Annotated in this window: 12 protein-coding genes; 5 read left to right on the top strand and 7 right to left on the bottom strand. The window is 40.5% G+C overall.

Going from position 1 to position 14,011, the window contains the following annotated elements:
- Positions 1-93 precede the first annotated feature (93 nt).
- The 3 genes from FIB07_02225 to FIB07_02215 form a co-directional block, all read right to left on the bottom strand.
- Complete coding sequence (locus FIB07_02225) at positions 94-2,274, bottom strand: hypothetical protein (GenBank protein NJD51663.1); 2,181 nt, start codon at positions 2,272-2,274, stop codon at positions 94-96.
- A 71-nt stretch (positions 2,275-2,345) separates the two neighbouring features.
- A complete protein-coding gene (locus FIB07_02220) occupies positions 2,346-4,238 on the bottom strand; it encodes a hypothetical protein (GenBank protein NJD51662.1) in 1,893 nt (630 codons plus the stop codon).
- 18 nt (positions 4,239-4,256) lie between these two features.
- Complete coding sequence (locus tag FIB07_02215; GenBank protein ID NJD51661.1) at positions 4,257-5,828, bottom strand: secretion system protein E; 1,572 nt, start codon at positions 5,826-5,828, stop codon at positions 4,257-4,259.
- 51 nt (positions 5,829-5,879) lie between these two features.
- Between FIB07_02215 and FIB07_02210 the strand changes: the two genes are divergently transcribed.
- Together FIB07_02210 and FIB07_02205 are read left to right on the top strand one after the other, a co-directional pair.
- Positions 5,880-6,764 (top strand): hypothetical protein, encoded by an 885-nt coding sequence (locus FIB07_02210; GenBank protein NJD51660.1) that lies wholly within the window; start codon positions 5,880-5,882, stop codon positions 6,762-6,764.
- A gap of 35 nt (positions 6,765-6,799) precedes the next feature.
- On the top strand, positions 6,800-7,504 hold the full coding sequence (locus FIB07_02205) for a KaiC domain-containing protein (GenBank protein NJD51659.1): 705 nt from the start codon (positions 6,800-6,802) through the stop codon (positions 7,502-7,504).
- 33 nt (positions 7,505-7,537) lie between these two features.
- Here the strand turns inward: FIB07_02205 and FIB07_02200 are convergent, their stop codons facing one another.
- Together FIB07_02200 and ahbD are read right to left on the bottom strand one after the other, a co-directional pair.
- Positions 7,538-7,984, bottom strand: a complete 447-nt coding sequence (locus tag FIB07_02200) for an Lrp/AsnC family transcriptional regulator (protein ID NJD51658.1) — start codon at positions 7,982-7,984, stop codon at positions 7,538-7,540.
- 25 nt (positions 7,985-8,009) lie between these two features.
- Positions 8,010-9,080: a heme b synthase gene (ahbD, locus tag FIB07_02195; GenBank protein NJD51657.1), complete on the bottom strand. Its 1,071-nt coding sequence runs from the start codon at positions 9,078-9,080 to the stop codon at positions 8,010-8,012.
- 75 nt (positions 9,081-9,155) lie between these two features.
- Here ahbD and FIB07_02190 point away from each other — a divergent pair, with 75 nt between their 5' ends.
- Both FIB07_02190 and FIB07_02185 read left to right on the top strand, forming a co-directional pair.
- Positions 9,156-9,284 (top strand): CcmD family protein, encoded by a 129-nt coding sequence (locus tag FIB07_02190; GenBank protein ID NJD51656.1) that lies wholly within the window; start codon positions 9,156-9,158, stop codon positions 9,282-9,284.
- Between the two features lie 31 nt (positions 9,285-9,315).
- Complete coding sequence (locus FIB07_02185; protein ID NJD51655.1) at positions 9,316-9,705, top strand: CoA-binding protein; 390 nt, start codon at positions 9,316-9,318, stop codon at positions 9,703-9,705.
- Positions 9,706-9,952: 247 nt separating this feature from the next.
- Here the strand turns inward: FIB07_02185 and truD are convergent, their stop codons facing one another.
- Positions 9,953-11,263: a tRNA pseudouridine(13) synthase TruD gene (gene truD / locus FIB07_02180; protein NJD51654.1), complete on the bottom strand. Its 1,311-nt coding sequence runs from the start codon at positions 11,261-11,263 to the stop codon at positions 9,953-9,955.
- A gap of 88 nt (positions 11,264-11,351) precedes the next feature.
- Positions 11,352-13,106 carry a hypothetical protein gene (locus FIB07_02175; GenBank protein ID NJD51653.1) on the bottom strand — a complete coding sequence of 585 codons (1,755 nt, stop codon included), beginning with the start codon at positions 13,104-13,106 and terminating at the stop codon, positions 11,352-11,354.
- Positions 13,107-13,275: 169 nt separating this feature from the next.
- Between FIB07_02175 and FIB07_02170 the strand changes: the two genes are divergently transcribed.
- Positions 13,276-13,989, top strand: a complete 714-nt coding sequence (locus FIB07_02170) for a hypothetical protein (protein ID NJD51652.1) — start codon at positions 13,276-13,278, stop codon at positions 13,987-13,989.
- The last annotated feature ends 22 nt before the right edge of the window (positions 13,990-14,011 follow it).

Genomic DNA, 14,011 nt, shown 5'->3' with positions numbered 1-14,011 from the left:
TTTGTTTTTATTAAAAAATTGTTATTTTTTCAATGTTTTATCAGCAAATCCGTATATTTTAGAGATTTCAATGAGAAATTTTAATTCAATTAATTAATTATTATAAATTCTCTGATAATCAAGATAAATTGTGCCCTGCTGGGTTGTATTTGTATCCATGTCCAGATATCGGACAAGTGTATAATATTTGTTAATACCTTCTGTATTACTATAAAGGATCAGCTCATCCGGAAGCAGAGTAACGTTACGATAAGACAAAGAAGTGTCATTCAGCGCAGTCCTGTTGTTCCATGATGTTCCATTCCAGATCTGCAATGTGAAATTATCTCCGGAAGTGTTGTATCTTATCTGCAGGATGTGATTGCTGGTCTGGGGTATGTCTGATGTGTTTGTCGTGATATTCATATGATATACAGAAGGAGTACCGGTTGTAATGCCGTGGACGCGCTGGTAATCGATATACAGGTTGCCCTGTGTGGACCCAGAGGGATCCTCATCCACATACCTGACCTTCGGAGTACCATTATTGTATTCATCGCCGGTCAGAGTATAATTGAACAATGTCCACGTTGCCGAATTAAGGGTTCCCCTATTGTTCCAGTTAGAGCCATTGAATACATAAACTGCATAGTTATCATCAGCAGTCTTTGAATAATTTATTTCAAGATATTGGATATCTGCACCAGGAACTGAGACAGTGTCTGTGGTTATATTCAAGCTATAAGTCGTTGTGCCAAGAGTAATAGTTGGATTGTCCCATCTGATCTCAACAGTCTGAGTTCCATCTGTACCCTGTGTATTCAACGTAGCGAGCAACTTAAGCTGATAGTTTCCTGACTGCGAAAAGTCGCTTACTGACAGCGATGCTGACTTAGAAGACCATGATGCAGTTGCACTAAAAGGAGTCGTGGGATATATCTGGACTACGGAAGCATCTGGCTTGACCAATTGAACATAATAATTACCAGGCGAGGCCCCGGTGTATGTTCTGACCCTCCAATCAAAATAAAGACTTGCTGACGAAGGTATGTCGCCATTCCATGTAAATTGCGGGGATCTCCATGTTGAAATTCTTGTCTTAGGACTACCACTGTTTGAAGTTAATTTGGAAAAAATGCCACCTGCAGCATTGCCATCATCTACCCATCCGATGTTACCATCTCCATCACTTCCAGTCCATGTATGGGTCCAGGACTCAATGGTTGTATTAAATCCCCACCAGTACGTCGTATTAACTGTATTTGCCCCCTCTGTAAGCGTGGCATATGCACTATTGTTACTCTGCATATTTATCCAGTTAATTATAGAGCCATTTGTTATCGTATTATTAGATACATATGTATAATTATTCGAATCTGGTATGGAAATGGTACCATTCTCATTGAAGGCAGCCAATGCCCCTTCATCGCTGGCGCTCCGGGCGTTCTCGAAATCAGTCACAATGCCTGTGATGTTCAGGAAGTCAAAGACATAATTGTATTCAGTTGGAGTGGGTGTGGGGGTAGGTGTGGGTATCGGGATTGTTGTATTTGCAGATACCCCTGTCCCATAAGCAATTGACCCGTTGAAAATATAAGTGTTTATCGTAATATTGCCCGGATAATCAACTATTACAATGTTACCAGACACATTCGGATTTAGATTATATTTTCTTAAAAGCGCATACCAGAGCCGGGGGTAATTGGTATAAAAAGTCACAGTTACATTGGTATTATTATATGTGCTGATCTTTGATTGGAGATTATAATTCAGGGCATTTATTCCTGAAAAAGACACTGTTTCCTGAGGATAAGAGAGTATAAAGATATTAATTATATTATTGTCGAAAATAGCCTGGTTGGTATCGGTATAAAGGTAATTGTCAATTGCGAAATCTTTGATTATCAGCCCGTGCTCATATACAAGCGATGGAGAATTGGAATAATAATTATAATTCGGCACAAATTTTATGCTCGTTGATGAATTATTGAAATATGTCGGAGTCTGGTTAAAAGGCGTATAACTCACATTTATCCATGTATCATTTGTTGAAGTCAGGGTACCTGATGTGTCAGGAGGATTGGTAAATATCAACCTGACAGGGTAGTGGGCGCCCATATGGACCACACTTGATTTCGGGAACTGGAACAGCGCAACATCATTCAGATCGGATCTTATTTTCAGGAAATCATCATATACAACATTGAAATGATCCATTTCCACCGCCTTATTCCATTCGGGTACGGACTGAGTCTGAATTATTGCGATCATAGTGACCGCAATTGCCAGAAGCATAATAGCGGCAATTATCTCGCTTAATCCTGATTCGCAGTTTAAAAAAATGCTAATGTTTTTTCGGGCCAGAATCACTCAACTCCATGCAGGAAATATGTAAATACAGCATATACAATGACCAGCATAACTACAGAATGTTTCAATCCTGCACGCAGATCTCCTTCACTCATCTGTCCGGCCACAAGTCCTGAAAAAAAGCCCTGGATGAGTGAGGCATGATAAAAAAGTGTTTTTATATTTGAAAGACTGGAAGTTTTGAACATAGAAACCGCCCCTCCAGTGGGCATTTTTGCAAGGAAATACACAAGAAGTACAACGATTATAAACAGGAATACAAAAAATGACAGATAGACTATCACGATATATATTAACAGGTTAGCGAATCGTTCCTGTTTCAACCGCTGCCCCATATCTGCATCTTTTGCTGCAATAGACAGGACATTTCGAATATCGCTTGTAGATTCGCTGGCCTTTATGATCAATGTGATAATCCTCGAAACAGCGCTTGATTCAATACGCTTTTCAAATTTCTGTAAAGCACTTGTAGTTATAGTGCCCCATTCGATAGCACGGTGTATTTTTTTTACCTCATAAGTAAGTACTCCCATGTTTGACTCAGCCGTGTGCGCTATTGCCTGCGTGAGTGTCAATCCGGCCTCATTCATACCGGCAAGCCGTTTCAGGAAATCAGGCATTCTATCTTCAATTTTCCTTATCTTTCGTTTTCGCAGCTCAAAAAAAATAGTAAAAGGGGTTATGATGAAAAGAACCGTTATCAAAAGATCGTTTTCTACTGCCTTTAAAAATTTGAATATAACAGTAGAAATGAAATTTCCCATGGAGATATTATTAAGATCAATATCCGATGGAAGATCCCTTATGATGAGAAATAAATAGATCATGGAAATAGGTACTGTAATAATAAATGTCCTTCCAGGTTTTTCAATGAATATTTTCAGGGGATGAAGCAGGCTGCTTTTTATATTAGATAATTTTTCATACCTTTTCAGTCTCATTATATTCCCCGATTCTCCTGGCTGTTGTGCGGGTAGTTGTGGTACGTCTTTAAAAACAAGCAGATTTTTAACCCTGGTATAAACGACTGGCATCTCTTCACGAATCCCGGAGATAGTATCGATCAGGACTAAAAAGAGCAGGGTGCCAACAGGAATTACGACATATATTATTAACGACAATAACAATTCTACCCCGCCTTTCAGTAATCCCAGGACGACGATTATAACAATAAGAAATAATGGTCCTGCGACCAGTGTACTGACATAGACCTCCCCGAAAAGACTAAGAGTCTCAAGGAATGACTTCTGGTCCCGGGCAGCAGTCTCCTGGTAATATTCAGACCTGCTTTTAAAAAAGCGACTCAAGTCCCCGCCGCTGTTTATTACAGATATGAGATTATCGATAAAATCCTTGAACTTCCTTGAAGGTGTCCTCCTGCTTGCATTATGAAGCGCGGTCTCTATGTCCATTCCGAAATATTCCATATCCCGGACGATCATTGCTACTTCTTCGGCTGTGCCGCTGTATATGTGGATGTATGAACCCAGGGACTTGAACATATCAATAATATTCATCCCGCCCCGGCTCAATGCGTAAAGGTAGGTTAAAGCATGAGGCATGGACTGGTCTATTCGATATGACCGGTTTTTCGCTTTAAAAGACGGGTAAGAGATCAATGTAATGTATACAGCATAGCTGCCGCTCATTGCAAAAATTGTAGTTATCAGGAATATCACAAAGCTGTTTTGTGTCAGGTTCCGGGCTAAAATATATCCGAAAACAAGTGATATCCAGCCTGCGATGAGCGAATATAATAACGAACTGCACACATATTCATGCACACTCCGCGCTATATGCGCTTTTCTTATATTTTCCCTTAGCACATCATAGGTTTCCTGATATACCCATTTTCCGAAAAGGATGCTACCGACCTCTGAATTGATCATAATTTTGTACGCTCTTTTTCAGGTAATTTTCAGGCTCGCCATTACCTCTTTCGGATCGATATAATATGCCTGGATGATATTTGCGAAACTCTTGTAGTCACGGATATTGTTTTTTACCATATATTGCAGTACAGCTTTTCTATTATCGATCTCAGCAAATAACTGATCAATGCTCCAGCCCTTTTCATGCATGATATTATTCATTACATAAGATTCGCCACCCTTCTCAAAACAGTCATCCTGCGGATTCCATTTGAACATATCGTTGATCCTGATATTGCCTGTACGCGGATCAAGGCCTGTGATCTCTACTAATTGCTGGCATCTCCTGCTTTTTTTTCCTTTTATTGTAATTTGTATCTGGACGGTAATTATATCAAGCGCCTTTAACATGGCGTGGGGAACGTTGATTGGTTCATGTTCCAGCCTGTTTATTACGTCCTGGATATCTCCTGCATGTATAGTGGAATATGTGGTGTGCCCCGTACTCATGGCCTGGAAAAGGGTTCGCGCTTCGCTGCCTCTCACTTCACCCACGATTATATATTCCGGTCTCTGGCGCAATGCCGATATTAGCAGGTCGAACATATTGATTTCACTCTCGCCTTTTGCGAAAGGTTCTCTTGTGACTCCCGCTATCCAGTTATCATGGTATAAAGTGAGTTCCCGTGTGTCTTCTATAGTCACCACCTTGGATGCGGGCGGAATAAACAGTGAGATGGAATTCAATGTCGATGTCTTACCTGATGCTGTCCCGCCTGCTATTAGCAGGCTTTTATTGTTTTCAACAGCAAGCCACAGATATGCCATCTGTTCAATAGATACAGTGTTAAAATTTATAAGATCAACAGGAGTAAGAGGATCTTCTTTGAACCTTCTTATCGTGAAAGAACTTCCCCGCGTGGTTACATCATGTCCGAGCGTAGCCTGGATGCGCGATCCGTCAGGCAGTGTAGCATTTACAAGCGGCGAGCCGAACGAGATATGTTTGCGTCCTTTCTGGCATAATTTTATAACAAATGAATTAAGATTGATTTCATCAAATTGAATATTCGTCTTAATGTTCCCGTATTTTCTATGATACAAAAAAATCGGTATATCAACACCATCACATGATATATCCTCTATCATGGGATCAGCCAGTAAGGCATTTATCTTCTCATATCCCAGGAAATTCCTGTTCAAATAGTATAAAATCTTATATACTGTTTGTTCTTCAAGCGAACCGGAATACTGGTACAGTAGCTCAATAGCATGTTCCTCTAACTTTTCTTTTTTTTGTTTGTCTTCGTAAAGAGCTTCTTCCTCGGTCAGTATATCTTGCAGGTTAACATTTATTTTCTCAAGCAGCATTCTTTCAAAAGATGACAGCGCAGGCTCTCCAACATAATATATTGCTTCTTTTGTCCGGATATTAGTTAATATGTATACATGTACATATGGTTCATCTATCCAGTACTGTTCAACTTTACAGAAGCCCTCCGGAATTTCAAATAATACCAGGTCGCCATGTTTTGAATGAGAATATGGGGCTATTCCCTGCTTGCTCTTCTTCTTAAAACTTAGAAAGTTTCTTATATGATTCATCATGTTACCTGATCATTTATTATTATAATCACTATCATGTAAATATGTTTATATATGTTTAGTTACTTATATCCTTTTTGGAATATGGAACAACGCAGGATAGCAACTGGCATCAGGTCATTAGATCCCATAATTAAAGGAGGTTTTCCCGCAGGCTCATTCATAGTCCTGCTGGGTGAGATCGGGGCTGGCAACATTGAATTTGCCTACAGTTCCATGATCTTGACCCAGCTGGAACAAAAAAAGAGCAAAGCTGCGCCAACTAAAACAGAAGCGGGCTTAAACTATGAATACCCAAAAAAGATATGTTATGTTTCAATAACGAGATCAAAAGAAGATATCCTGAATGAAATAGCATTTGGATTCTCCAGGGAATATAGTACAGCCCTGAGAGATGTGATAAATTTCCAGGGTTTTTCAAAGCAATTTTTTTTAAAATCTTCTGTTCCTTCCAGATGGATATCAGAAAAAATATCGTTTGAGAAGCTCTGTGAACCTGTAGCAGACGCAAATCTTCTGGCGGATCTTGTAGATTTTCTTGAGAGGAACGCATCGGATAGCCTGGTTATTGTTGATTCTTTGACACAGCTTGCCCAGTATTGTGAAGAATACATGAAATGGAATGAACTTTTATTTTTCCTGCGGGCGCTGCAAAAGGCCGCTAAACTATGGAATGGGATTGTGTATGCAGTATTGAGCAAGAGTGTTTTCGAGAGGCGTAAAGAAGAATCAATCATAGATTGCGCCGATGGGGTGCTGGTTTTTGATTGGATGGAAACCGGGGTTGCACAGAGACAGCAAATCATGTATATCAAAAAGTTCGGGGGACTTCTTCCAACCCTGGAAAAAGATAATATTGCGAATTTTGAAATAAAAATAATGCCAGCTACGGGTTTTCAAGTGACTAACGTAAAGCAGATAGTATCTTTTGGCAGGTAGATCGAATAGCATGGATCGTGAGGTGTCTTCATAATATGGAACGGGTTAAAACCGGGATTGAAGATCTTGATGAAATGCTAAGTGGAGGAATCCCGCAGGGCTGCGTTACTACTATCATAGGAGGATTCGGTACTGGAAAATCCACACTTGCCTTAAAATTCGTTCATTCCGGCCTTGTTAAGGGCGAAAAATGTCTTTATATAAGTATAGAACAAAAAGAAGAAGATCTTATTAAAAGCTCAGCTTTATTCGGGTGGGATTTCAAACCATATATAGAGCATGGAACCTTTAAAATCATACGGTTGAGCCCAACTTTCCTGAAAACCACAATTGCAAAAATTGAAAGCGAATTGCCAGAACTTATAAAAACATTTGCTCCGAAGAGGCTCGTTGTTGATCCTATCACGTTGTATGAAATGATTTTTGATAACGAAGGGGAAAGAAGAGAACAATTATTTAAGCTTATTGAAATGATAAAAGACAGCGGAACTACATCTATAATTGTATCCGAATCAGGTAAGGAGTCACCATACGTGTCACGATTCGGGTTGATAGAATATATAGCAGATGGGGTAATAACACTCAGGTATCTTCGGGGAACTGAGATGAAATCAGTTGCCCGGGTGATAGAAATATCAAAAATGCGGATGACTGAACATTCTGATGCCATCAAACCTTATGAGATCACAAAAGATGGGATTGTTGTTCATATCGGGGCAGAGATTTTTGGTGAGTTCTGATACAAAATACCCGGATAAACCATAATATCGTAACTACTTTATATTGAACTTTACCCCGATTTTGAACAATCTCTTCGTAGGCAAATTCCTGAGTTCACATCCGGTCTTCTCTTTAAATTCCTCCAGAATTTCATTTAATCTCTTTTCGCTCCGGGCTGAAACTGTGAACCAGACGTTAAAATTAGATGGTCGCAGATAATTATGCGATACTTCTTCATATTCATTGATAATACCTGCAACTTCATCCACTCTTTCAGGCGGTACTTTCATTGCAACAAGCGTACCTATTCCACCACTTTTCTTTGTGCTTATTATGGGACCTATGCGCCTTATAGCGCCTTCTTTCTGGAGCCGCTGGATTCGTCTTATTACATCATCTTCTTTCAGTCCCAGGTTTTTCCCCAGCTCCTCGAAAGGTTTGCGGACAAGGGGAAAGTCTAATTGGATTGCGTTCAATATCTTTTTATCAACATCATCCATCGGAATTTTAGATATAACCAAAAAATCACTTCCTTCCTGGTGCATATATGCAATAAGGCTCTTCTTCCAGATAATCTCCCGTACCTGCATAAGCCCTGGCCCGGCAGCCGCTGCATACATTTTTATACTCGCATATGCCGCATTTGCCTTTCAGCAGTCCCGGGTCGCGAAGGTCGCAAAAAACCTTTGATTTCTCCCATATCATCTTAAAAGGTTTCTGCCTGATATTCCCGGCAAGAGCTGGTAAATATCCGCATGGATAGACATCGCCTTTACTTGAGACAAAACAGAAGGCTGATCCTCCAAGGCATCCTTTGGTCATGGCTTCAAGGCCATGGGTTTCAGGTGTGATCCGTATCCCTTCTGCCTTTGCACGCTGTCTCATTATCCTGAAATAATGAGGTGCACATGTAGCTTTTAACTGTATTCTTTTATCCTTGCTCCTGTCATAGAACCAGTTAAGCACCCGCTCATATTCTTCAGGCGGGATCTCTTCGGATTCTATTTCTTCGCCCCTTCCTGTCGGGACAAGAAGGAAAATATGCAGGGCAGATGCTTTAAGTTCTATAGCAAGATCATAGATTTGCGGGATCTCTTTAAGATTTCTCTGTGTGATCGTGGTATTTATCTGGAAACCCAGACCTTCTTTTTTCAGGATTTCAATTGCACGAAGAGAAGCTTCAAATGCACCTGGCTCTCCCCTGAAAACATCATGCATTTCCCTGGTCGCCCCATCAATACTAATACTTACCCGCTGGATTCCCACATCTATCAATTTTCTGGCAATTTCTGGAGTAAGAAGCGTACCATTTGTGGCAAGCACAGCACGCATTCCCTTCCCTTTTATGTATTGCGCGATCTCATATACATCAGAGCGAAGCAGTGGCTCTCCTCCGGTGAGGATGATTATGGGCCTGTACTCTACCAGTTCGTCTATGAAATGCTTTGCTTCGGCTGTAGATAATTCACCGGGCTGCGGCTCTTTTATTGCTGATGCCCTGCAGTGGATGCAGGCAAGGTTGCAGGCATTGGTCAGTTCCCATGCGATAAGTCTTGGGGGTTTAACTTGAACTTTAGTTTCAACTTTTTGTTCTATCAATAAAATCACGTATTATCGCATTATCGTTTGTTACCTTAATCTTTATGTAATAAGCGAAGAAATATTACTGGTATGGATTTGAGTTACTTAAATATAGCTTTTGGTATAGTATGGATCGTGTTCACAGTTTATATTTTAAGCCTGGTCTGGCAGCGAAGGTCTCTTGAAAGCGAGATTAAAACGCTTGAAGGTTTAAAATAATAATATAATATTATCTCAATAGTAAAATGACATGAGCATTGAAAGTATCCTGGATTACAAAACCATAGCAGTCGTGGGGATATCCGATGACCCTGAGCGCCCGAGTAATTGTGTCGCACGTTTTCTCAAGGAGCATGGCTACAAAGTAATCCCTGTTAATCCCAAACTTACGGAGTGGGAAGGAGAAAAATGTTATCCTGACCTCCTGTCTGTACCTGAAAAAGTGGATATTGTGGATATTTTCAGGCGCTCTGAAGCCATTCCTCCGATCGTGGATGAAGCAATTGCAATAAAAGCAAAAGTTGTCTGGATGCAAGAAGGGATAATTAATGAGGAAGCTGCGGCAAAAGCGCAAAAAGCAGGGATTGAAGTTGTAATGGATAAATGCACAAAAAAGGAATATGTGAATTTCAAAAAGTGAAATTAAATCGAATATTCACCTTTTAATTTGGCGATATCAAGGGATTTTATAGGAACTGGTTCTTCTTTTAAAACAAGGATTGCTTCTTTGAGGTCATGAATTCAATACTTTTAGAAGTTCGGACTCTTAGACTGTCAAATTTCTCTGTATTGTCCTGATGGCTTTACACCCCTGCATTACTACCGACGCATACCTCAGCAGGATTGCCCCTTCCGTTCAGAGCAATTAGGTTATAAATATGCTAAAGCTATTGCATCTCAACAAAGTCCCTACCTTTCATATACTCCCTTAAAACAGTCGTCGCGTAACTCCCTTTCTGCAAAGAGAACTCAAGCACAACTTTCGTCTTCCCTGCATTCTTCTCATCCTCACAAACACTGAATCCAGGCTTAAAAGGCACTATTATCTCCCTTCGCAGTCCCTTCGATGCCAGTTCAGGCATAGCGGGAACTTTGAAACCTTCCGTATCAATATCCAATTCCTTCACCACTGCCTTCTCAATGCCCCCGGCCTGTCCTTCTGCGAACTGTGTTTCATAACCCACAAGAGGCGCCGTGACAAAGGCCCTGCCCCTGTTGATGAGGTTATTTATCCCGTCAAGATTATCGTTCGTTACCTTCTGTAGTCTTGAAGTATCCGGCAACCCCATCTCGTTCTTGAAGCATACGATATCCCCGTCATAAGCCTCGTTGATCGACATGCCGGATCCGATACGGCGGCTCAATACCAGGTTGAAAATATATGACTGGTAGGCATGCAGGAACATCGCCATCAATTTTGGCGACAACGCCCGGAAAGCCCCGGCATAATCATCAGGATGGGCTATCAGGTGGCTCATCATAGCCCTTTCGAACTGCAAATGAAGAGGATATATTTTTACTCCTTCCCTGAAATCCCCCGTATCCCAAACGAACTGGCGCACTTTTCTAATTGGCTCATTCTCTTCAGGATATGCTTTTGCTATATAGGCCAGGGCTGCCTCTTTGATATTTCCCCTGAGGATCGCTTCACCTACCACATGCGTCACAGGCCTGTTCTCCCCGAATCTTTGCACCCCGAAAAAATTGGGAACTCCCTTTTCAAGCTCATGAGTTATAGACGTTACCCGCGCCAGTGTCTCCTGCGCTGGAAGATCGATATTCCTGATGGTGATCTTAAAACGATTGCCCCAGAGGTCGCCAAGACTTATTTTTTTATTCGAGCGCCCGATAGGTTTCAATTCAATATCCTTTAAATGCACACGTGCAAGGTCATCTTCGGTGATATCCCAGATACTTATTTTCTGTTTCGTGATCGCACGCTTGTCCTTTGTGCCTGCCCATCCGAATCGTGTCTGGCTTATTCTCAAAATGCGCGCAAGATCGCGCACAAGATGATGGATATCCCAGTTCGTCTTTGTGAGTTCAGCTATAAGGTATTGTCCCGCAGGTGTCTCAACCCTGTTCGTCAGTTCCTCAACGCAGAAATCTTCTATTTCCTGCCGTATGACGCCACCTATTCCAGGAGTTTTGGAATAATAAAGGCCGATGCCGATAGTAATATCTGTAGTAATGGTAATTGCCTCGTTAAATTGATTATTCAGGTTTGTATAATGCGGTATCCGGGTTTAAACTATATTGAACAAGATCGCAGAATAACCTGAACTACTACTTTAACTCCACAAAGAAATAAACATTGCCTTCCTTCCTGATCGTTGAAGGTATAGCAGTTTCATAATGATGAGATGAATTTCCAATGCCGGTTGTACTAACATTGATCCCTGTTATAAACACAAGTTCTTCACTGTCATCCCCATAATCGCCATCCCCATTATCTTTAGTTGTATCCCATAGTATTCCTGTAATGAAAGTGGAATTCTCGACTGAAACATAATTGGTCGTATTGGTACTGTTGACGATCGGCACATTATCTATTGTCCTCCCATAAACCTTGAAACTCGTGACGTTCCTGGGGTCGGTACCATTACCATCCAGGCTGAAAAGTTGTGTGATATTATTGTTAATAAAACCTGTTGCATTGTTGCTTCCGGGTGTCATGTTGAGAAGATCATCTGCTCTCTGGAAATTATCCTGTGCAATTCCTCCGCTCTTTTTCCTTCCCAGGGCCTGGAGATTACTATATTCAAAGGACGGGACGCTGCTGACAAAAACATTTCCCCGATTCGTATCCCAGCTCCAGTTGAGAAGAGAATTCCCCGTTTGGCCTTTAAGGGTAATGTTCCCGGAAATATTGCCGTAGTATTTTTGCCATGCAGAGACATTAATTAATTTTGAGGCATTGTTGTTGCTGTCATCAGTCTCAACAAGGGTATTTTCAGGATCTGTTTTTATTGAAATATTATGGGTGCCTATGATGGAATTCCAATAAATTGTAGCATTCCCGCTATTGCCTGCGTCGATATTTGTAATCGTGGCATTCGCAATATTATTGCCCGTATCCGGAGAACCATCATAGAAACTTACATTTATATTAATGGCATCTCCCAATCCGCTATTATATACAGTAGCATTTATGGTTACATTCACGTTTTCTTTGACCTCGCCATTTTCAACTTCAGATAATATATATGAGAAAGATATATTGTCGTGGGTCAAAACAAGGTCCGGAATTTTTGCCAGGGGCAGATAATCAATGTTGGAAACATCGAGAGTATAAGAAGAATCGCAAATATCATCGTTATTGGCATCAGTGCATGTCTGGGAGAATCCTGTTCTGTTCGGATATGCCCAGTAATTTCCTCCCAGGTTAGAGCCTGAAATTATATTCATGCCTCCTATCATCGTTGTGTTCCAGGTGTTGGAGGCATCAACGTTATAATTATCGGTATTGTTAAAATGGTTATTATAGATGGTATTGTTGTCTGAAGAAAATAAGTAGATACCATAATTGCTGTTCGACGTCATGATGTTGCCGGTCACGGTATTATTATTTGAATTATTAATACCGATTCCACTATTGGTATTATTTAAAGTTGTACTGTTGTCTATTATATCATCGTTGCTGGAAGAATCAAGATAAATACCATTTACATTCGAGACTGCTGTTATCCCGGTGATCCTTCCCGATGATGTATTCTGGTAATATATTCCATAAAACCAATCTGTTACTGTCAGATTCCTTACTGTTATGTTTGTATAATCAGTGCCTGCCTGCACACCATAGGAGTCAGCTTCATCTATCCCATCGATAGTATATCCGCTGCCATCAAAATCAACGTTATTTGCCCGTATTTTGATACATGAGCTGGAATTATCCAGTATATCCGTTGTTAATGTATAAGAACCGCTATCATTTATATACATACAGGAATCGACGCTTGTGGCAGCGTACACGGGTAAGATAGTGATTGATACGGATATTAATCCTATAAGGACATTTTTCATATCCTCTTTTTTATACATTATTCAAGACCATTACATGATTATGAGCATGATGATATATATCTTTTTCCCTATATCATTATATAATATAGCAGTCATATATTAATTATAAGCATAATGATGAGAAATCCGTCTAAGTTGGATCATAAAGGATTTTATCGATATGCAAAAAATACGGAGGAATGAATATATGAAGAATATTAACTTCAATACAGCGCTATCCGCAGCAATTTTAGTTCTGGCACTATTATTCGTAGCCGGGACTGCATCTGCTGCTATAGGTGATAATGATCTGGATAGAAGCTTATTGATAAATGGAACAAATGAAACCCAGCCACTCAGGGAAGGTCAAAATTCCAGTCAATCTGCAGGAGGATATATTACCCAGATTGACCTGTATCAGCAAACCAACCAGACCCAGAACTGGCAGGGCTACTTTGGTAACGTGTCCGGAATTATAACATTGAGTGGCGCTAACGGTTCAGAAATGTATAACTGGACAGTAAATGTCACGAACAGGTCTATTTATGCAATAGATAATGAGAGTTTTACGGCCTGGGACACACTCTATGAGGCCAACATCACTAACCTTGATGCAATCTGGTTTGGTAGTGAAGTAATGCCGGATACGATCAAGAATACATATAAAACGGGTGATGGAAACAGGACTTTCGTAGATACATCAATAAATGCTTCCCATGTACATACTACAAATGGTTTCCTGGACCATGTGATTCAAGCTGTCGATACTAACGCTAATGTAACTAAAGGGCAAGTATTATGGGCAGCCGTCGTTGTAGCTGCTCAGGAAAACTACAAAGGCGGGTATTCAAACTATGAATTGCTTGTTCCTGTAAATGGAACCTCACCTAATGTATACTACTTCTACATGGAACTTCCGTAGACCTTGTTGGATCCTTGATCCA

It is taken from the genome of Candidatus Methanoperedens sp., from assembly GCA_012026795.1.
Classification (GTDB): Archaea; Halobacteriota; Methanosarcinia; order Methanosarcinales; family Methanoperedenaceae; genus Methanoperedens.
The sequence above is the reverse complement of the archived record's forward strand: the minus strand, read 5'-3'. Positions and strand labels throughout refer to the sequence as shown.